This is a genomic window from Comamonas brasiliensis, from assembly GCF_018292285.1.
In the GTDB taxonomy this organism is placed as follows: Bacteria; Pseudomonadota; Gammaproteobacteria; order Burkholderiales; family Burkholderiaceae_C; genus Comamonas; species Comamonas brasiliensis.
Map to the genome: position 1 here is coordinate 1 of NZ_JAANES010000005.1, position 20527 is coordinate 20527.

Consider the following 20527-nt stretch of genomic DNA (forward strand, 5'->3'; position numbering starts at 1 on the left):
GTCTCCGGCGGTCGCGCGCTGGGCTCGGCCGAGAAGTTCCAGGAAGTCATGTCGCCGCTGGCCGACAAGCTGGGTGCCGCCATCGGTGCCAGCCGCGCTGCTGTCGACGCGGGCTACNCCCCCAACGACCTGCAAGTGGGCCAGACCGGCAAGATCGTGGCGCCGCAGCTGTACATTGCCTGCGGCATCTCGGGAGCGATCCAGCATCTGGCGGGCATGAAGGACTCCAAGGTGATCGTGGCGATCAACAAGGACCCCGAGGCACCGATCTTCTCGGTGGCTGATTACGGTCTGGAAGCAGATCTGTTCACCGCCGTGCCTGAATTGGTCAAGGCGCTGTAATTTGGCGCACATCAAAAGAGGGGCTTCAAGCCCCTCTTTTTCCATGAGAGTCTGGCTCGCACAGATCAGGACATCAACAATAATTCGGCAGCTGCATGGGCGTTTCAGACCCACTGCATTGATGGAGAGGGAGACTCTGATGAATCGCAAGCATTGGGTGTTGGCGCGAGCCGGTTTGGTCGCGCTGTGTGCGGGTGCCGCTTTGGCGGCACAGGCCTGGACGGTGGGGCAGGTGGCCCCGATGTCGGGGGCTGAAGCCAGTCAGGGGCGCGCCTATGCGCAGGGCATGCGTCTGTACTTTGACCAGGTCAACAAGGCTGGTGGTGTGCAGGGCCAACCTGTGGAGCTGGCTTCGCTTGATGATCTGGGTCATCCAGAAGAGACCGTGGCAAAGACCCGCAAGCTGCTGAGCGAGTCCAGGCCCGTGGTGCTGGCCGGCTATTTCGGCAATCGCAATCTTTCGGCCTTGCTGGAGAGCAAGTCGCTGGATGGCTCGCAGATCCCGCTGGTGGGTTATCAGAGCACGGACACCCGTGTGCTGGCGTCGTCACATATGTTCTCCACGCGCGCAGGATTGGTAGAGCAGGTTGCAAAGATTTCCACCCATCTGGCCACTGTCGGCATCACGCGCCTGGCCCTGGTGTTTGAGGAGCGTCCCGATGCCCAGGAACTGACGGCCCTGGTCACCAAGGCCGTGAATCCCAGTGGAGCCAAGCTGGTGACCTCGGCCATGCTCAAGAGCCGAAGCGGCTCGGACAAGGCCGTGCAGGAACTGCAGGCTTCCAGGGCTTCGCCCCAGGCCATTTTGCTGGTGGCATCCAGCCCCGCCACGGCGGCCTTTGTCGAGGCTTATCGCATGGAGGGCGGCACTGCCCAGATCTATGCCACGGCCGAGGCGGATATCGAGCAACTGGCCAAGCGCCTGCCTGTGGAGTACATGAGCGGTCTGTCGATCGCCCAGGTGGTGCCCAGTCCTTACAAGGTCTCGGGCAAGCTCAACAAGGAGTTCCGCGATGCGACGATTGCAGCCGGCAAGTCGCTGGATGTGCCCGTGAGCTTTGCCATGATGGAAGGCTATGTGAATGCCAAGGTCATCGTGGAGGCCATGCGTCGCAGCCAGCCGGTAACGCCTGAAAAGATGAGCGCCGCCCTGCGCGGACTGGAGTCTTTTGACCTGGGCGGCTACTGGGTGAACTTCAAGCCTGGGCAAGTGGGTTCCAAATATGTGGACCTGTCCATCGTCAACGCCGCAGGACGTGTGACGCAGTAAGAAACCAAGGCCTGACACGCATCGCGTTCAGGCCTTTTTTGCAGCCACCTCCATCACGATGATCCGCCGTGCAAAACAGATGCACAAACTGTTGCCCAGGGGACAGGAGGCGGCGCAATGGCAGGCGAAACTGGCCATCGGCCAGTCGGACGAGGCCGCTGTCGGCACAGGAGTGCAAATAGTGGATCGTTCAACGAACTGCTTCTGAAATAAGAGCTGTCAACGTATATAGAGTAAGCGCTACAGCCCTTTTACATACAAAACGAAGAAGGAGACAACTATGTCCAAGCTGCCACCCGTTCTTAAAAAGCTGGCTTTGCCTGTCATCGGCTCACCGCTTTTCATCATCAGCAATCCCAAGCTTGTCATCGAGCAGTGCAAGGCCGGCATCGTCGGCTCCATGCCTTCGCTCAATGCCCGTCCAGCCGAGCAGCTGGAAGACTGGCTGGCCGAGATCACCGAGACTTTGGCAGCCTGGGACAAGGCCCATCCCGATCGCCCTTCGGCTCCATTCGCCATCAACCAGATCGTGCACAAGAGCAATGACCGCCTCGAGCACGACATGCAGGTATGCGCCAAGTACAAAGTGCCCATCATCATCACCAGCCTGGGAGCGCGTGAGGATGTGAACCAGGCCGTGCATAGCTGGGGTGGAGTGGTGCTGCACGACATCATCAACAACAAGTTTGCGCGCAAGGCCATTGAAAAAGGTGCCGACGGCCTGATCGCCGTGGCGGCCGGCGCAGGCGGCCATGCGGGTGTGAAGAGCCCGTTTGCACTGGTGCAGGAAATTCGCCAATGGTTTGACGGCCCGCTGGCGCTGTCCGGCTCGATTGCCACGGGGGGGGCGGTTCTCGCGGCCCAGGCGATGGGGGCGGACTTTGCCTATATCGGCTCGGCCTTCATCGCCACCGACGAGGCTCGTGCTGTGGAAGCCTACAAGCAGGCGATTGTCGAGGGCAACTCCGACGATGTGGTCTACAGCAATCTGTTTACCGGCGTGCATGGAAACTATCTGGCACCCTCGATTCGTGCGGCAGGTCTGGATCCGGAGAACCTGCCCGAGTCCGACCCCAGCAAGATGAATTTTGGCGGCGGTGCGCAAAAAGCCTGGAAAGACATCTGGGGTTGCGGCCAGGGCATCGGCGCCGTCGACAAGGTGCAGCCCACGGCCGAGCTGGTGGCCCGCCTCAAGCATGAATATGCCGAAGCCAAGGCCAGCTTGCTGGCAGCCTGAAACAGGTTTGCAACTCTCCTGTGCCAACGGCGTCTTCGGACGCCGTTTTTCATGGGCGACCTGCTCGTTTGATGTTGCTCAAGCGCGACTAAAGCAAGGGTTAACCCTTGATAAATCAATGTGGAGTTGATGAACATCAATGTAGGCCTGGTCCTGCAATTGGCTTTTGCATATCAAGTCATGATGATTGTCAAAAGAAGAGTAGTATTCCGTTAATTTCAGTAATTACTGAAAATTAAGAAATGCAGCAAACACCTTCTTCCTCAACAGACAATCAGACCGATGCGACGCATGCCGCACTGGCGAGCGTCATCCGCCGCCCCAGTGCGGGCGCGGTATGGCAGGTGTTTGCCGGACTGATCTGGCTGCCGCAGGCAGCCTTGCTTGCCTGGGCTGTACAGCTCATGGCCGACGGGCAGGGCGTGGCGACCGTCTGGCCCATGGCGACGGGCGTGCTCATGCTGGGTCTGTTGCGCGCCTGGGCAGAAGGCCATGGCGGCCTGCTGGCCAACCGTGCCGCGCGTATACAGCTGAGCAGCTTGCGCGCTCTGGTGCTGCAGTCGCTGGCCCAGGCATCGCCGCTGGACAAGAGCCGCCCCGCTTCGGGTCAGGCGGCCAGTGCCATGGTCGAGCAGGCCGAGGCAATCGTTCCCTGGCTGGCGCGTTATCAGAGTGCGATGTGGCGTGTGCGCCTGCTGCCTTTGGTGATTCTGGCAACCGTGGCCTGGCAGTCTTGGGTGGTGGCCCTGATTCTGATAGTGGCCGCGCCGCTGATTCCGCTCTTCATGGCGATAGTGGGCTGGCGTGCCAAGGCGGCCAGCGAAGAGCAGATGCTGCAACTGGGCCATATGAACGCTTTCTTGCTGGACCGTCTGCGCGGTCTGAGCACGCTGCGCGCTCTGCATGCCGTCGATCTGACAGGCCAGCGGCTGCGCGACCATGCGGAAGATCTGCGCGCCCGCACCATGCGCGTGCTGCGCATTGCCTTTCTGTCTTCTGCGGTGCTGGAGCTTTTCTCGGCGCTGGGTGTGGCCATGGTGGCCGTCTATATAGGCTTTCACCTGCTGGGCACGCTGAACTTCGGCGCCTGGGGCGACAAACTCGGTTTGGGTCAGGCCATGTTCGTGCTGTTGTTGGCGCCGGCGTTTTTCGAGCCTTTGCGCGATCTCTCGGCCGTCTGGCATGACAGAGCCGCAGGCGAGGCAGCGCTGCAGACCTTGCAGAGCATGCAGACCCAGTCCGTGCAGATTGTGGGCGCGCAGCATGCCGCCGAAGCATCCTCGGTCAATGAGCGGCTATCGCCTGGAAATCCTGTGTCCGTAAGCGTCTGCGGGCTCAAGGTTCAGGCACCAGGCAGCGACTCCAGCCTCGCACCGCTGACTTTGCACATACAGGCCGGCGAACATGTGGCGCTGTGGAGTCCCAGCGGCAGTGGCAAGTCCGTGCTGCTGGCGCAGATTGCCGGCCTTTTGCCGGTACAGCAAGGCCGCATCGAAGTCGACCGGCAAGCGCTCGATGCCCGCAGCGCAACGCAGCTGCGTCGGCGCATGGCCTGGCTGGGTCAGCTACCGCATGTCTTTGCGGGTTCGGTTGCGCGCAATATCGCACTGGGGCGCAGCTCGGTAGAGCCCGAGCAGATTGCCCAGGCCACGCAGCAGGCGGCACTCGAGGAGACCCTGGCGCATCGCCCCGGCGCGAGCCTGGGCGAGGGCGGTGCAGGACTTTCTGGAGGAGAAGTGGTGAGACTGGCCCTGGCACGCATGGCCGCGCAGACGGAAGCCGGTCTGCTGCTGGTCGATGAACCCACTGCTCATCTGGACCCCGAGACAGCAGCCCAGATCACGCAGTCTCTGCGCCATCTGGCCAAGGGGCGGACCATGTTGGTCGCCACCCACGACGCGCAACTGGCCGCTGCCATGGATCGCGTGATCGAACTGCCGCTGCTGCGGCGGGCGCAGGAGTCGCAGTCATGAAGATGCGAGCCATTCCAATGCGCGAAATGCTGAAACTGCTGGGCAGGATGGCGCCGCGCAAGCTCTGGCTGGGCGGCGCTGCGCTGGCTGCACTCACGGTGCTGATGGGTATGGCCTTGCTGGGCTTGTCCGGCTGGTTCATTACGGCCACGGCGCTGGCCGGTCTGGTGCCTGCTACCGCTTTGGTGTTCGATGTGTTCATGCCGTCGGCCGGCATTCGGCTGCTGGCCGTGGGCCGCACCGGCGCCCGCTACGCCGAGCGCCTGGTGACCCACGACGCTACGCTGGCCGTGCTGGCCGCTCTGCGCCAGAGACTGTTTCTGAGCTGGGCTCGCCCTCAGGCTGCCCGTCTGCTGCTGCAGCGTCCGGCCAGGCTGTTGCAGCGCCTGACCTCTGATGTGGACGCGCTGGACAATCTTTATCTGCGCCTGCTGGTGCCTGCCGTCGCGGCACTGGGCGCGGCCTTGCTGGCAGCTCTGGCCTACGGATTCATGAGCTGGTGGCTGGGTCTGTTGACCCTGGCGTGGCTGCTGCTGACTGGCTGGGGCATTGCCCTGTGGCATGGTTTGCGCAGCCGCAAGGCCGCCGTGCGCCGTGCCATGGCACTGGAGGCCATGCGTGCCCAGACCGTGGATCTGGTTGCGGGCCAGACCGAGCTGCTTATGGCTGGCCAGTTGCCTGCCCAGCTGCAACTGGTGCTGCACAGCGATGCGCGCTGTGCGGGGGCCGATGAGAGGCTTTATCAATTCGAGGCGGCTGCAGCGAAGGCTTATGGTGCGGTGTCTGCCATGACCTTGAGCGCATCCGTGCTGCTGATGGCCTGGCTGATGGAGCAGGGCCGTATCAGCGCTGCGGTTGCTGCGCTAGGTATTTTGCTGGCACTATCCGCACTGGAGCCGTTTGCCCCCCTGCGCAGAGGAGCTGAGCAGGCGGGGCGTACCTGGCTGGCGCTGCGCAGGCTGGCTCCCGCGCTGATGGCCGAGGCCGACGCGGCAGAGAGCCTGCCGCAGCCAGTGCAGACGATGGCCGTCAGCCTGCAGTCTGTCCGGCTTCGTCAACTGGGCCCCGTAGACCTGAACGTACGGCAGGGCGAGCGTGTGGCACTGATTGGCAGCAGTGGTGCAGGCAAGACGAGTTTGCTGCATTTGATGGCGGGTGAGCAGCAGCCGGACGAGGGCGTGGTTCAGGCCTGCAGTTGCAGCTGGATGACACAGAGAACCGAGCTTTTCCAGGACAGTCTGCGCAACAACCTGAGGCTTGCCGATGCCAAGGCCGGCGATGAGCAATTGTGGGCCGTCCTGCAGGCTGCAGGCCTCAGAAGCGACGTCATGGCCTTGCCACAGGGGCTGGACACCATGCTGGGTGAGGGCGGCCTGGGCCTGTCCGGAGGCCAGTCGCGCCGGCTGGCACTGGCCAGGCTGCTGCTGAGCCCCGACCGTTGCTGGCTGCTCGATGAGGTGAGCGAGGGACTGGATGCCGTCACCGCTGCCGACGTTTTGCAGCGTCTGGCGCAGGCTGCCGAGTGCGGCGCGCGAACGCTGATTTTTGCTACGCATTGGCAGCGCGAGGCGCGCCTTGCCGATCGCATCGTGTATCTGCAGGCCGGACAGGTGAGAGCGCAGGCCCTGCGCGGCACACCTGAGTTCGAACAGCTGATGGCGAGACTGAGACCCGATGCCCTGGGGGCCGTTGCACCGCAGGACATATGTTTTTCCGATTGATTTTTGAAGTACCGAGAGAAAGGACCTGACCATGGACCTCGATATCGTCGATTTATCGCGACTGCAGTTTGCGATAACGGCGCTCTACCACTTTCTGTTTGTGCCGCTGACACTGGGCCTTTCCATACTCATCGCCATCATGGAGACGGTGTATGTGATGACCGGCCGTGCCATCTGGCGCGACATGACCAAGTTCTGGGGCGTCCTGTTCGGCATCAACTTTGCCATGGGTGTGGCCACCGGCGTGGTGATGGAGTTTCAGTTCGGCATGAACTGGAGCTACTACAGCCACTATGTGGGCGACATCTTTGGTGCGCCGCTGGCGATCGAGGGTTTGATGGCCTTCTTCCTTGAAGCGACCTTTGTCGGCCTGTTCTTCTTTGGCTGGGACCGACTCTCCAAGGTCAAGCACCTGATCGTCACCTGTCTGATGGCGATAGGCACCAACTTCTCGGCCCTATGGATTCTGGTGGCCAATGGCTGGATGCAGAACCCCGTGGGGGCGAGCTTCAACCCTCAGACCATGCGCATGGAAGTGAATGACTTCTTTGCCGTGCTCACCAATCCCGTGGCGCAGGCCAAGTTCGTGCACACGGTGTCGGCCGGCTATGTCATGGCCTCGCTGTTCGTGTTGGGCATTTCGGCCTGGTATTTGCTCAAGGGCCGTCACATCCATCTGGCCAAGCGCTCGATGACGGTGGCCGCATCCTTTGGTCTGGCCGCTTCGCTGTCGGTGGTGGTGCTGGGCGACGAGTCCGGCTACCTGTCCTCGGAACACCAGAAGATGAAGCTGGCGTCTATCGAGGCCATGTGGGAGACCGAGCCCGCACCGGCTTCCTTCACAGCCTTTGGCTTTCCTGACCGCGAGGCGCGCGAGACCCATTTTGCCGTGCACATCCCATGGGTCATGGGCCTGATCGGCACGCGTTCTCTGGACACCCCGATTCCCGGCATCAACGAACTGGTCAAGAGTGCCGAGGGCAATATCCGCAACGGTATCGACGCCTACGATGCGTTGCAGACCATTCGCAAGGCCAAGACCGATGCCGAGATTCCTGCCGAGGCACGCCTGCGCTTTGAGAACAATGGCGCCAATCTGGGCTACGCCCTGCTGTTGATGCGCTACGTGGATGATCCCCGCAAGGCGACCGAGGCGCAGATCCATCAGGCGGCAATGGATACCGTGCCGCCGGTGGGGCCGCTGTTCTGGACCTTCCGCATCATGGTGGCCCTGGGCATGTTCTTCATCGTGCTGACCGGCACCTTCTTCTGGCTGGCCGCCCGCCACAGGCTTGATGCTTACCCCTGGCTGCTCAAGGTCGCCGTGTTCTCGATTCCGCTGCCCTGGATTGCCGCTGAATGCGGCTGGGTGGTGGCCGAGCTGGGTCGTCAGCCCTGGATCATCGAAGGTGTGCTGCCCACGGCCATGGCGGTTTCCAATCTGGGCGCGAAGACGCTGTTGCTGACCATTGCCGGCTTCGTGCTGATCTATACCGTACTGCTGGTGATCGAGCTCAAGCTGATGGTCAAGGCCATCAAGAAGGGCCCCGAGCATGAGAGCGAACCCCACCTCAGCCTCTACGAACCCATGATCAAGAAGCTGGCACGCGGCCAAAGCTGAGAGGAGCAACCAAATGATCTTGCATGAACTGATTTCATATGACGTGCTGCGCCTCATCTGGTGGCTGCTGCTCGGCGTGCTGCTGGTGGGCTTTGCCGTCACCGACGGCTTTGACCTCGGCGCCATGGGCCTGTTGCGGGCCACGGCCAAGACCGATGTCGAGCGCCGCACGGCCATCAACTCCGTCGGCCCCGTGTGGGAAGGCAATCAGGTGTGGCTGATTCTGGGCGGTGGCGCCATCTTTGCGGCCTGGCCCCAGCTTTACGCCGTGTCCTTCTCGGGCTTTTACCTGGCCATGTTTGCCGTGCTGGTGCCGCTGATCCTGCGTCCCGTGGCGTTCAAGTTCCGCAGCAAACATGAAGATGCAGCCTGGCGCAACCGCTGGGACTGGGTACTGTGCATCACGGGTCTGGTGCCTGCACTGCTGTTCGGCGTGGCCGTGGGCAATGTGATTCTCGGCGTACCGTTTCGTCTGGGCGACGATATGCGCATTTACTACGACGGCAGCTTCTTCGGCCTGCTGACGCCTTTTGCGCTGCTCTGCGGTCTGGTCTCGCTGTTCATGCTGCTCATGCATGGTGCGGCCTGGCTGATGTTCAAGACCGATGGCGAAGTCGCGAGCCGCGCGGCCCGCTATGGCAGCCTGTTTGCCGTGCTGACCACCTTGCTGTTTGCGGCCGCCGGCCTGTGGTTGGCTACGGGCATCAACGGCTATGTGATTACCAGCGAGATCAACCCCGTCGGTCCCTCCAATCCCTTGAACAAGACCGCAGCCGTGGCTGCCGGTGCATGGATGGCCAACTTCAAGTCCTATCCCTGGCTCTGGCTGGTGCCCGGCATTGGCCTGCTCATGCCGCTGATCGTGGCTATCGGCCTGCGCAGCCGTCGTGAATGGCTGGCGCTGCTGGCCAGCGGCCTGGCGATTGCCGGAATCATCCTGACCGTGGGTGCAGCCATGTTCCCCATGATCCTGCCCTCCAGCATCGATCCGCGCTTCAGCCTGACGGTCTGGGACTCCTCCTCCAGCCATGTCGTGCTGTTCATCATGCTGGTCTGCGTGCTGATCTTCCTGCCTTTGATCCTGGCCTATACCAGCTGGGTGTACTCGGTGCTGCGTGGCAAGGTGGACGTGAAGGCCATCGTGACCGGCCAGGGCCATTCGTATTGAGACGGGATGCCCCCGGGACGCCGTGCTGCGATCTTCGGGGGCAGTCTAAAACTGGTGGGCTCATCCCATGGATGGGCCGAATGAAAGGAAACTTATGTGGTATTTCTCCTGGTTGCTGGGTCTGCCGCTTGCCGCAGCCTTTGCCGTGCTTAATGCGATCTGGTTCGAGTTGATGGATGACGAGGCAACGCGTCGCAAGCTTCTGGAGCGAACCAATTCGCTGTCGGACGCCTGAGTCGCCAAGACGTGAAAAAGCCCGGTCGGCTTGCGCTGACCGGGTTTTTTCATGGATCAGGCCTTGCTCTGGTCAGGCTGTGCGGGAGCTTCTCAACGCTTGCGTGGCCTGAGCCAGTTCGGTGATGAGCGACCAGTTGCCACTCTCCACGGCACTGGTGGGGACCAGCCAGGAACCGCCGACGCAGACCACATTGGACAGCGCGAGAAACTCCGCCGCGTTGCCAGGCGAGATGCCGCCCGTGGGGCAGAAACGCAGTTCCCCGAACGGACCTTGCCAGGCCTTCAGCATCTGGATGCCGCCCGACTGCACGGCGGGGAAAAACTTGAGCTCCGTAAAGCCGTCTTCCTGAGCCATCATGATTTCGCTGCTGGTTGCGACGCCGGGCAGCAGCGGCAGGTCCAGATCGCGGCAGGCCTGGCCCAGCTTGCTGGTGTAGCCGGGGCTGACAGCAAACCTTGCGCCGGCCCGAGCTGCCGCCGCGGCATCGGTCGCATTGCGCACGGTGCCCGCACCGACGATGGCCTCGGGAAGCTGTTTGGCGATGGCCTCTATGCAGGCCAGGCCCTGAGGCGTGCGCAGCGTGACCTCCAGAACCCTGATGCCACCGGCCAGCAATGCTTCGGCCATGGGGACTGCATGTTCCGTGCTGTGCAGCACGATGACCGGAATCACCGGTGCATCCTGCATGATGGACAAGGCGGTCATTTGAGCAGCCATGTGCAAGCTCCTTCTTCTGCGCTCAGCGCATTGCGCCGGAAACCGGCAAACAGTTCACGGCCCATGCCGCGGTGGTTGGAGTGCTCCAGCTCGATGGGCATGGTGGCCAGCGGTCTGGCCTGCCATTCGGCCTCTGTCAGTTCGGCCTGCAGCAGACCTGCGGGGGCATCGAGCACGATGATGTCGCCGCTTTGCACCTTGGCCAGCGGGCCACCTGCCAGTGCTTCGGGACTGACATGGATGGCGGCCGGCACCTTGCCCGATGCACCGCTCATGCGGCCGTCGGTGACCAGGGCCACGACATAGCCCTTGCCTTGCAGAACGGCCAGCGGAGGGGTGAGCTTGTGCAGCTCGGGCATGCCATTGGCCTGCGGACCCTGCCAGCGCACTACGCAGACGACGCCATTGAAGCCATTGGTCTGGCAGGCCTGCTCCAGCGCACCGGATTTGAAGGCCGCCTGCAGCTCATCCTGCGAATCAAAGACCCATGCCGGTGCCCGCAGTGCGTGGCGATCTTCGGGTACGGCACTGATCTTGATGACACTGCGGCCCAGATTGCCTTTGAGCAGCTTCAGGCCGCCCGTAGGGCTGAAGGGGTGGCTGGCAGGGCGCAGAACAGTGTCATCGCCGGAGATGCCAGCATCCCGCCATTGCAGCTGATGGTTTTCGACACGGGGGATGCGCCCGAAGGCAGCCAGCCCTTCGGGCCTAACCGTAAGCACATCGCCATGCATGAGTCCGGCCTGCAGCAGCTGGGCGATCACGTAGCCGGGGCCGCCTGCGGCCTGGAACTGATTCACATCGGCGCTGCCATTGGGGTAGACGCGGGCCAGCAGGGGAACCACCGCGGACAGCTGCTCGAAATCATCCCAGTCGATGACGATGCCGGCGGCACGGGCCACGGCGACCCAGTGGATCAGGTGATTGGTGGAGCCGCCTGTGGCCAGCAGGGCCACCATGGCGTTGACGATGCAGCGCTCGTCCACGACATGCCCGATGGGGGCAAAGCGCCGGCCCCGGGTGATGGACAGCACGGTTTGCATCGCTTCGCGGGTGAGCAGTTCACGCTCCGCGTCGGCGGGGTTGATGAAGGCTGTGCCGGGAACATGCAGGCCCATGGCTTCGAGCAGCATCTGATTGCTGTTGGCCGTGCCGTAGAAGGTGCAGGTGCCCTGGTCATGGTAGGCCGCGTTTTCTGCCGCCAGCAGCTCCTGCCGGCCGACCAGACCCTGCGCCGCCTGCTCGCGTACCTTGGCCTTGTCGCTGTTGGACAGGCCCGAAGTCATGGGGCCGGCAGGCACGAACACCATGGGCAGGTGGCCGAAATGCAGGGCACCGATGAGCAGGCCGGGAACGATCTTGTCGCAGACGCCCAGCATCAGGGCCGCATCGAAAGTGTCATGCGTGAGAGCCACGGCGGTGGACATGGCAATCGTGTCGCGGCTGAACAGGCTCAGCTCCATGCCCGGCATGCCCTGGGTCACGCCGTCGCACATGGCGGGCACACCGCCGGCGACCTGGGCCGTGGCCCCGTTGCGTCTGGCCTCGTCTTTCAGAATATCGGGGTAGTGCGCAAACGGCGCATGGGCGGAGAGCACATCGTTATAGGCCGTGACAATGCCGACATTGGGGCCTTTTTCCTCAACGATGCGAATCTTGTCCGAGCCGGGCAGAGCCGCAAAGGCATGGGCCACATTGGCGCAGCCCATGGTGCGTACTTGTGGAGGGCGCGCGGCCATGGCATCGACCTGTGCCAGATAGTCGGAGCGGCTGGCGCGGCTGCGCTCCTGGATGCGCCGCGTCACCTGGTCCAGAACGGAGTGAAGTGCCATGATGAAAGTCCTTGGGCAGCAATGCCTGTGCTTCGGGCGCAGGCATTGTCTTGGAATGAGTGAGAGCCATGCCCCCGGGGCATGGCTTCATGGTTGCGCGCTTATTTGGCGCGAGCTTGCTTGACGGCGGTCTGCACGGAATCCCAGGTGCCTTGACCCACGGATTTGGCAATGCCGGCATTGACGGCACCGAGCTTGTCGCGCATGCGGCTTGCTTCGGCGGCCGGCAGTTCGTTGACCTGCATGCCCTTGGTCTTGATCTCGGCCAAAGCCTTGGCGGCTTCTTCGCGCGTGTCCTTGCGCTCGAATTCACGGCTCTTGATCGCCGCGTCCTGCAGCACCTTCTTCTCGGCAGGGCTCAGTGTGTCCCACCATTTCTTACTGACCGTCACGATCCAGGGGCTGTAGACATGGTTGGAGACGGTCAGGTACTTCTGCACTTCATAGAACTTGCTCGACAGCACCGTGTTGAAGGGATTTTCCTGACCGTCCACGGCCTTGGTTTCCAGCGCCGTGAACAGCTCGGAGAAGGGCAGGGGAACGGCATTGGCGCCCAGTGTCTTGAAGCTGTCCAGGAAGACGTTGTTCTGCATCACGCGCAGCTTCACATCCTGCAGATCTTCCAGCTTGGTGATGGGGCGCTTGTTGTTGGTCAGATTGCGAAAGCCGTTCTCCCAATAGACCAGACCCACCATGCCCTTGGGCTCCAGAGTCGCCTTGACCTTCTCTCCCACGGGGCCGTCCAGCACGGCATCGGCCTCCTTGGTGTTGGCAAACAGGAAAGGGGTGTCCCAGATCGCCATCTCGGGCGACAGGCCCACCAGCGTGGCGGTGGAGCCGACCATCATTTCCTGGGCGCCGCCGATCAGGGCCTGCTGCATCTGGGTGTCCGAGCCCAGGGAAGCGTTGCCGATGGCGCGGACCTTCATCTTGCCGCCGCTGGCCTTTTCCACTTCCTTGGCGAACATGCGCACCGCTCGACCCTGGTTGGAGTCTTCCACCAGGCCGTAGCCGAACCGCACCAGGCGGGGTTTGAAGTCCTGCGCCTGAACGGCGCCGGCGGCCAGCAGCATTGCCGTGAGTCCTGCGACTGCAAATTTGATACGCATACCCGTCTCCTTGCTTGTTTGGGCCTGGGCCCTTTGGTTGAAGTGAAATTGGCCTTTAGCGCTTATGTGGTAAGCGTTGATAGCTATTGATTTGAGAGTTTTTGAGATCGTCATGGCCTGGCTTTCAATGCATCCACTTGAGTGGCGCGGTCACCAGCTGCGGGAAGAGCACGAACAGGGCGGCCAGCAGCACATAGACCATCAGGAAGGGATTGGTGCCCTTGATCACGGTCTCCATGCGCAGTCTGCCCACGCCGGCCACCACGTTCTGTACCGTTCCCACCGGAGGGGTGATCAGACCGATACAGCCCACATAGATGAACATGAAGCCGAAGTACACCGGATCGATGCCGGCCTTGACGGCCAGCGGTGCGCAGACCGGACCGAAGATCAGAATGGTGGGGGTCAGATCCATGGCGGTACCGACCACGAGCAGGAAGAGCATCATCACGGCCATGAAGAGCAGGGGCTGATCCAGCAGGCCCGAGAAGCTGTCGGCCAGCATATTGGGCAGGTCGGCGAGCGTGATCATGTAGGCGGTCACAGTGGCCGCGCCGCAGAGGAACATCACCACGGCGGTAGTCTTGGAGGCACCCAGGAAAACTTCGTAGAGCCGGGCCCAGCTCATCTCCCTGTAGACCACCATGGAGACAAACAGCGCATAGACCACGGCCACCACGGCGGCTTCGGTCGGCGTGAACACGCCGCCCTTGAGGCCGCCCAGGATGATGACCGGCATCATCATGGCCCAGAAGCTCTTGGCCAGTGCCTTGAGGCGCAGGCCCCAGCTCACGCGCTCACCCGAGGTCAGCTGGTATTTGCGAGCGATGAACCACCAGGCGGCAATCAGAAAGCCGCCCATGAACAGGCCGGGTACGACGCCCGAGAGAAACAGCTTGCTGATGGATGTGTTGGTGGTGACACCGTAGATCACGAACGGCATCGAGGGCGGAATGATGGGGGCGATAATGCCGCCCGAAGCCAGCAGGCCGGCGCTGTAGCTGTCGGGATACTTCTGGTCGCGCATCATCGGCAGCAGGATGGTGGCCAGCGCGGCGGTGTCGGCAATGGCCGAGCCGCTCATCGAGGCCAGCAGCACGGCCGCACCGATGGCCACATAGCCCAGGCCGCCCGGAATATGACCGACAAAGGCGCGGGCCAGATCGATGATGCGGCGCGACAGGCCGCCGGCATTCATCAGCTCGCCCGCGAGGATGAAGAAGGGCACGGCCAGCAGCGGGAAGTTGTCAAACCCGGCCTGCAGATTCTGTGCAAGCAGCTGGGTGTCGAAAAAGTCCAGGTGCCACATCAGGGCGACGCCGGTGAGTATCAGTGCATGGGCAATCGGCATGCCGATCACCATGCCGCCGATCAGCACGGCGAGAAAAATCAGGGTGACGATCATGGCGCCTTACTCCACGCTGGTTTCAGAAGACTCGGTCGGGGTGCCGCGCAACATGTCGCGCACCACAACCAGCAACATGCCTATGGCCAGCACCAGCGTCGCCGCTGCGCCCAGGGCCAGGGGATAGCCCAGCACGGTGCTGTAGCTGCTCCAGCCGGCAACGACCTGCTCCCAGGAGCCCCACAGCAGCAAGGCCATGCAGGCACCGATCAGCAGCTGCGAGACCCAGAACAGGACTTTGCGTGTGGCTGGGCCGACCCGTGATGTCACCATGTCGAAGCCCAGGTGGGCGCCTTCAAAAGCCGCCACGATGGCGCCGATGGCCACCAGCCACACAAACAGCAGGCGCGAGATCTCCTCATAGGAGACGATGCTGGTGTGGAAAACGTAGCGCAGCACCACGTTGACGAAAACGGCAATCACCATGCCGGCCAGAGCCAGCACCATCAGGCCTTCGGCCAGGCGCTTGAGCCATGGCTTGCGGCCTTGTGCCTCTTTGCGATCTTCAGACATTGGCTGTCTCCTGCTGTTTTTATGCTTGGGATTCGCGCCTTGCCCATTGCCGGGCCGCGAGCGCGATATCGTTGAGGTTCATGGTGGCGCTGACGGTCAGCACATCAGGCTCCTGACGCGGGTCTTCCAGCGTCGTGAACTGATTGGCGACCAGGTCGGGCGAGAAGAAATGCCCGGGTCGGGTCTGGACGCGTTCCAGGGCCGTGGCGTAGTCGAGGTCGAGAAACACAAAGCCCAGTTGCTGGGCGCTGCGCAACTGGTCGCGGTACTTGCGCTTGAGCGCCGAGCAGGTCAGCACCAGGCCGTGTTCGGCATCTGCCTGAGCCAGTCGCCGCGCCAGGCGTTCGAGCCAGCCTTCGCGGTCGGCATCCGTCAGGGCAATGCCGGCCTGCATCTTGGCCACGCTCTGTGGGGAGTGGTAGCTGTCTCCTTCCACCAGTGTCCACCCCAGCTGCTGCGCGATGGCTTCTCCTGCGCTCGATTTGCCGCAGCCGGAAACACCCATGACGACGAGTGCCGACATGGTGCCAGGAGGCTGGATCTTGCTTTGAATCATGTTTGGATAGCGCTATCCGATTTGGTTAAAAAATGAGCAGCCTGCTGCTTTCTGAGATGGGCTTCAGACCTTGGTCGAAGGCAAGTCAGTGCTTTCATCAAGCTGCTTCCACAGACTTCATTTCAAGTCTGGATAGCGCTATCATAATCAAAAAACCTCAGGCATCTGATTAGGAGATTCCCTTGCCTCCCGAGACCCGTACCAAGAGTGAAACCCCGGCAGACAGTGCTTCTTCAAGGCGATCTCGCGCCAGCGGGCGTGTCACCCTCAGCGATGTGGCACAGGCTGCGGGCGTGAGCCCGATGACGGTCTCCAGAGCCTTGCGCGGAGAGCGCAGAGTAGCTCCGACCCTGGTCGACAAAGTGCGCGAGGTTGCGGCTTCTCTGGGCTATGTGCCCGATCTGGCGGCCCGCGCACTGGCCTCGCAAAAAAGCACCCAGGTGCTGGTGCTCGTGCCCATGCTCTCCAACACCTTGTTTGTGGAGGTCCTGGAGGCCGTGCACAAGGTGCTGTTTGCCCAGGGCTATCACATGCTGATCGGCGTGACTCACTATGACCCGGCGGAAGAAGAGCAGTTGCTGCGGGCCTACCTACCCATGCGGCCTGCCGGCCTGTTGCTGACCGGCTTTGACCACAGCGAAGAGTCGCGGAAATTATTGGCTGCAAATCCCGTGCCGCGCGTGCATCTCATGGAGTTGCGCGATCCCGGCACTGGTCCCGACTGCTACAGCGTGGGTTTTTCTCAGATTGCAGCTGGCGCTGAAATGACCCGTCATCTGCTGGACAAGGGATATAGGCGCATCGCTTTTTGCGGTGCCCAGCTCGATGCGCGTGTCATGCAGCGCCTTGAGGGCTATCGGCAGGTGCTCAAACAGGCCGGCCTGTATGACCAGAGTCTGGAGATTCTCAACCCTGAGCGCTCATCGCTGGCGCTGGGTGCAAGGCAGTTCGAGACGCTTCTCAAGGCCAGCACCACAGTTGATGCCATCTTTTTCTGCAACGACGACATTGCACAAGGCGCGTTGCTGGAGGCCAACCGCATGGGAGTCAGAGTGCCACAACAGGTGGCGATCGCCGGGTTCAACGACCTGCCTGGCAGTGACCAGATGGTGCCGCCTCTTACAACCATCCACACACCCAGAGATGAAGTGGGAAGAAAAGCTGCCAGCATGCTGCTGCAATTGCTGGCAGGGGACACCGTCAGAGAGGCCAGCGTGGATCTGGGCTTCAGGCTGGTGCCCAGGGCCAGCACCTGAGTGGTCGGCGTCAGGCTTCCGAGCCTGACTTGCCTCGTCCGGTAATCTTGTCCTTCAGGTCCAGCAGTCGCGTCACGGCCGAGCCCATGCCCATGAGCTGCATGGCGGTCTCTGGCGACAGACGCTGCACATCGTCAAACCAGCTCATCAGCTTGTCGATGAGTTCGTGCATATCGCGCATGCGCTGCTGGGCGTAGCGTTCTTCGTCGGTGCTGGCTTCTTCCATCATGGCAGCGCGCAGCATGGATTGCGTGGGTTCGATCTCGCGGCGGCGCCGCTCTTCGGCCAGTCGCTTGAAGATTTCCCAGACATCCTCGGGTGCCTGGAAGTATTCGCGCCGGTCGCCGGGCTGGTGACGCAGCTGAACCAGACGCCAGGCCTGAAGCTCCTTGAGTCCCATGCTCACATTGGAGCGTGAGAACTCCAGCGTGTCGGCAATCTGGTCTGCGTTCAGCGGCTCGGGCGAAATGAACAGCAGGGCATAGATCTGCCCCACGGTGCGATTGATGCCCCAGCGGCTGCCCATCTCGCCGAAATGCGAAACAAATTGTCGGCTCAGCTCCGACAGTGGTTTGGCTTGCGTCATGGCCTCCATTGTGCCTTTGCCCGGGGCTCTCAGTGGGGCTGGGGGATCAAGCCGGACTGCAATAGCCTTGGTTTTTCATGCATAGCTGCCAGAGGTCTGCGCAGATATGTTTCGTAAAACTTGCAATGCTGTCAGCAAATTGTTGGGAATGAGCGCAAAATCGCCTTCCTGTTTTAAGTCGGTTTTTTTACGTTGCCTGTTGCCGGGCAAACTCACCCTGCCGCCGGGCAGCCTATGGGCTGCGAGCGGCCGTGATCAGATGGCTCAAAGTTCTATTTCCTCTCATTCCCGCAGCGCGCTGATCGACTGCACCAAAGGGCTGGCTTGCGCAGCCATCGTCTGGCATCACCTGGCTTTTTACGGCCCCATGTCCGATGTGGCTCATCCCGTCATGCCTAATCTCCTGGACTGGCTCTATGAGTACGCTCGCATGGCCGTGCAGATCTTCCTGGTGATCGGTGGTTTTCTGGCTGCTGCCAGTCTGGCCCCTCAAGGTCTGGCGCGCTTTGATTCGCCCTGGTCCAAGATCGGCAAGCGCTTTGTACGCCTGGTCGTGCCTTATGCCGTGGCGCTGGTGGTGACGATTGTGGTGTCTGCCGCGATTCGTCCGTGGTTCGATCACGAGTCCGTGTCCGCCGACCCCGATCTATGGCAGCTCATGGCCCATGCCTTGCTGTTGCAAGGCATCGTGGGTGAAGAGTCGCTATCGGCTGGCGTCTGGTATGTGTCCATAGACTTTCAGCTGTTTGCGGGCACCGTGCTGCTGCTGGCCGGTGTGCGCTGGCTGCAGCAATGGGCGGTAGCGCGCTGGGGCGACGCGGCCATGAAGCGCTGGTGGCCCTGGGCCGTGAGCGGCATGCAGGCACTGGTGGTTCTGGGGACAGCGGCTTCGCTGCTGAGCTTCAACCTTGATGCAGAGCTTGATGTCTGGGCGATTTACTTCATGGGCGCCTACGGCGTCGGCATGATGGCTTTCTGGGCCGTGGCGGCAGACAAGCGTCTGACGGCCTGGAGCTGGGGCATGCTGATTGCTGCACTGATCATCGGTGCGCTGGTCTATGAGTGGCGCGACCGCATTTTTCTCGCCGGCGTGACCGCGATGCTGCTGATCGTCTGCATGCGTACCGAGGCCATTGCCCGCTGGCAGGGTCTTGCTCCGCTGCGTCGCCTGGGAGAGATCTCCTACTCGGTATTCCTGATTCACTTTTCGATCTGCCTGCTGGTCAATGCGGTGGTCAACCATTTCTGGCACGGCTCGGTCACTGCCGCTGTGGTGGGCATTCCGTTTGCCTTTGTGCTTTCATTGACCGCTGGCTATGCCCTGTATCAGTTGGTGGAGCGCCATGTCTCCTCCTGGAGTCAGGCTTTGCGCTGGCAGGCTGGCCTGATCGGGGCCGGACTGCTGACCACCATGGTGGCGGGCTTGCGCTGAGCCGGAGCCTAGCAACAAAAAAAGCAGCTTGGGTGAGCTGCTTTTTTTATGGAGCGAGCAGGTTCAGCGATGGAGCTCGCCTGCACGTTCGGGCTGGAACTCGATGTCATCCACGCGCACGGTCACCTGGCCGGTAGGGCTGGGCATCTTGAATTCGTCACCTACGGACAGGCCCAGCAGGGCGATGCCCACTGGTGCAAAGATGGAGACTCTGTCGGCGCTGCCATCCATATCCTTGGGGTAGACCAGTGTCAGCGTGCTGCTCTTGCCACTCTCGAGCATGGTGAAGCGCACGGTGGAGTTCATCGTCACCACGTTGGCGGGCATTTCGGCGGGATCGAGCACATCTGCTCGGTCCAGCTCCGCCTCCAGCGCATCGCGGCCGGGAAACTGGCTATTGTTCTTTTCCAGCAGCGATTCAATGCGATCCAGGTCCAAGGAGGACAGAGTGATATTGGGCTTGCGCTCCATGTAGTAACTCCCTTGAAAGATGGTGTGGTTGGCGCTTTTTGCGTAGCGCAAACGGACAAAAGCCCGGGCAACGGTGTTGTCCGGGCCAAGGCATTCGAGAAGAAGGCACCAATTTGGTGCGTTGCGGGTATTGTCAATGCTGTGCCGCAAACTGCCAAGTCATCTCGCACTCCGTCAGTGCGGATTGACTTCGCACTTGCCCTGGTCAAGAGGGCGTGATACGGGCGATGGGCAACCGTAGAAGCCGCTGTTGATCTGAATCCGACGCTACAGGTTCTCGGAATATGAGTCCGACGCCCCTCATGCGTCAGAGCTCATCGGTCAGCGACGACAGCTTGTTGCGCGTGGGATGGAAACCCGCTGTCTGATCAGCCCCTGAGACAAGGCTTCGGCATCCCGTGGGCATCACGCTGAGGCTATTCAAACAGACCATTCTCGACGCAGAAAGTGATGAGCTCCTGGTTGGATTGAACGTTCAGCTTTTCCATGGCAGATGTCTTTTGCGTGCTGACCGTCTTGACGCTGCGTTTGAGATTGGCGGCGATCTGTACGACGCTGTCGCCACGTACGAAGTGGCGAAGCACCTCGAACTCGCGTGGAGACAGCAGCTTGATGCGATCGGCGACAGAGGTGTTTCTCTGTTCACGGGTGACGTTCTGCTGATAGTTCGTGGGGAAATACTTGTTCCCCAGCCTCAGGCTGTTGATGGCTGAAAGAATCTCCGTCAGCTTGTCGTGCTTCAGCACCACACCCCATACACCAGCGTCGTAAAGCGAGGAGATGATCATCGGGTTCGAGATCATTGTCAGCACCAGCAGTTTGGGGCCTGGGTAGGTGCGGATCAGGTAGTCCACGAATCGGATGCCATCGCCATACACACTGTCGCCAGGCATGGTGTAGTCCGTGATGATGATGTCCGGCAACGACGAATTCAGTTGCTCCACCAGTGCGGTAGACGTTGAGACGGACGCTGTCACGGCGATGTTCATATCGCGTTCCAGCAGATCCTGAATGCCGACAAGCGTCAAAGGATGATCGTCGGCCAGCACTATGCGGATTTTTTCCATGTTATTGCTCTTT

General features: G+C 61.6%; 19 protein-coding genes. 10 read left to right on the forward strand and 9 right to left on the reverse strand.

Annotated elements, in window-relative coordinates; genetic code table 11:
* The 8 genes from DJFAAGMI_RS19175 to cydX all read left to right on the forward strand — a co-directional run.
* A partial coding sequence (locus tag DJFAAGMI_RS19175) for an electron transfer flavoprotein subunit alpha/FixB family protein (RefSeq protein WP_211458418.1) occupies positions 1–342 on the forward strand: 342 nt, incomplete at its 5' end.
* A 139-nt stretch (positions 343–481) separates the two neighbouring features.
* Positions 482–1612: an ABC transporter substrate-binding protein gene (locus DJFAAGMI_RS19180; protein WP_211458420.1), complete on the forward strand. Its 1131-nt coding sequence runs from the start codon at positions 482–484 to the stop codon at positions 1610–1612.
* 280 nt (positions 1613–1892) lie between these two features.
* A complete protein-coding gene (locus tag DJFAAGMI_RS19185) occupies positions 1893–2849 on the forward strand; it encodes an NAD(P)H-dependent flavin oxidoreductase (RefSeq protein WP_019043877.1) in 957 nt (318 codons plus the stop codon).
* Between the two features lie 242 nt (positions 2850–3091).
* On the forward strand, positions 3092–4822 hold the full coding sequence (gene cydD, locus DJFAAGMI_RS19190) for a thiol reductant ABC exporter subunit CydD (RefSeq protein ID WP_211458422.1): 1731 nt from the start codon (positions 3092–3094) through the stop codon (positions 4820–4822).
* Positions 4819–6543 (forward strand): amino acid ABC transporter ATP-binding/permease protein, encoded by a 1725-nt coding sequence (locus DJFAAGMI_RS19195; protein ID WP_211458424.1) that lies wholly within the window; start codon positions 4819–4821, stop codon positions 6541–6543. Before cydD ends, DJFAAGMI_RS19195 begins: the two co-directional genes overlap by 4 nt.
* Positions 6544–6574: 31 nt before the next feature.
* Complete coding sequence (locus tag DJFAAGMI_RS19200; RefSeq protein WP_211458426.1) at positions 6575–8164, forward strand: cytochrome ubiquinol oxidase subunit I; 1590 nt, start codon at positions 6575–6577, stop codon at positions 8162–8164.
* A gap of 13 nt (positions 8165–8177) precedes the next feature.
* Positions 8178–9332, forward strand: a complete 1155-nt coding sequence (gene cydB, locus DJFAAGMI_RS19205; RefSeq protein WP_211458428.1) for a cytochrome d ubiquinol oxidase subunit II — start codon at positions 8178–8180, stop codon at positions 9330–9332.
* A 94-nt stretch (positions 9333–9426) separates the two neighbouring features.
* Complete coding sequence (gene cydX, locus DJFAAGMI_RS19210; RefSeq protein ID WP_211458430.1) at positions 9427–9567, forward strand: cytochrome bd-I oxidase subunit CydX; 141 nt, start codon at positions 9427–9429, stop codon at positions 9565–9567.
* A gap of 72 nt (positions 9568–9639) precedes the next feature.
* On the opposite strand, the gene eda is transcribed toward cydX, so the two are convergent.
* From eda to DJFAAGMI_RS19240, 6 genes are all read right to left on the reverse strand, one after another.
* On the reverse strand, positions 9640–10287 hold the full coding sequence (gene eda, locus DJFAAGMI_RS19215) for a bifunctional 4-hydroxy-2-oxoglutarate aldolase/2-dehydro-3-deoxy-phosphogluconate aldolase (protein WP_211458431.1): 648 nt from the start codon (positions 10285–10287) through the stop codon (positions 9640–9642).
* Complete coding sequence (edd, locus tag DJFAAGMI_RS19220) at positions 10272–12119, reverse strand: phosphogluconate dehydratase (RefSeq protein WP_211458432.1); 1848 nt, start codon at positions 12117–12119, stop codon at positions 10272–10274. Before edd ends, eda begins: the two co-directional genes overlap by 16 nt.
* Positions 12120–12220: 101 nt before the next feature.
* On the reverse strand, positions 12221–13228 hold the full coding sequence (locus DJFAAGMI_RS19225) for a TRAP transporter substrate-binding protein (protein WP_019043869.1): 1008 nt from the start codon (positions 13226–13228) through the stop codon (positions 12221–12223).
* Between the two features lie 124 nt (positions 13229–13352).
* Positions 13353–14633: a TRAP transporter large permease gene (locus DJFAAGMI_RS19230; protein WP_211458433.1), complete on the reverse strand. Its 1281-nt coding sequence runs from the start codon at positions 14631–14633 to the stop codon at positions 13353–13355.
* Between the two features lie 6 nt (positions 14634–14639).
* Positions 14640–15146 (reverse strand): TRAP transporter small permease, encoded by a 507-nt coding sequence (locus tag DJFAAGMI_RS19235; RefSeq protein WP_003074778.1) that lies wholly within the window; start codon positions 15144–15146, stop codon positions 14640–14642.
* 19 nt (positions 15147–15165) lie between these two features.
* Positions 15166–15702: a gluconokinase gene (locus DJFAAGMI_RS19240; protein WP_211458434.1), complete on the reverse strand. Its 537-nt coding sequence runs from the start codon at positions 15700–15702 to the stop codon at positions 15166–15168.
* A 182-nt stretch (positions 15703–15884) separates the two neighbouring features.
* Here DJFAAGMI_RS19240 and gntR point away from each other — a divergent pair, with 182 nt between their 5' ends.
* Positions 15885–16958 (forward strand): HTH-type transcriptional regulator GntR, encoded by a 1074-nt coding sequence (gntR, locus tag DJFAAGMI_RS19245; RefSeq protein ID WP_211458435.1) that lies wholly within the window; start codon positions 15885–15887, stop codon positions 16956–16958.
* Positions 16959–16968: 10 nt separating this feature from the next.
* Here gntR and DJFAAGMI_RS19250 read toward each other — a convergent pair whose 3' ends face one another.
* Positions 16969–17553 (reverse strand): GbsR/MarR family transcriptional regulator, encoded by a 585-nt coding sequence (locus tag DJFAAGMI_RS19250; protein ID WP_003053080.1) that lies wholly within the window; start codon positions 17551–17553, stop codon positions 16969–16971.
* Between the two features lie 250 nt (positions 17554–17803).
* Between DJFAAGMI_RS19250 and DJFAAGMI_RS19255 the strand changes: the two genes are divergently transcribed.
* Positions 17804–18976: an acyltransferase family protein gene (locus tag DJFAAGMI_RS19255; RefSeq protein ID WP_211458436.1), complete on the forward strand. Its 1173-nt coding sequence runs from the start codon at positions 17804–17806 to the stop codon at positions 18974–18976.
* Between the two features lie 63 nt (positions 18977–19039).
* On the opposite strand, the gene rnk is transcribed toward DJFAAGMI_RS19255, so the two are convergent.
* Both rnk and DJFAAGMI_RS19265 read right to left on the reverse strand, forming a co-directional pair.
* Positions 19040–19447 carry a nucleoside diphosphate kinase regulator gene (rnk, locus tag DJFAAGMI_RS19260; RefSeq protein WP_211458438.1) on the reverse strand — a complete coding sequence of 136 codons (408 nt, stop codon included), beginning with the start codon at positions 19445–19447 and terminating at the stop codon, positions 19040–19042.
* 416 nt (positions 19448–19863) lie between these two features.
* Positions 19864–20514 (reverse strand): response regulator, encoded by a 651-nt coding sequence (locus DJFAAGMI_RS19265; RefSeq protein WP_211458440.1) that lies wholly within the window; start codon positions 20512–20514, stop codon positions 19864–19866.
* Positions 20515–20527 lie beyond the last annotated feature (13 nt).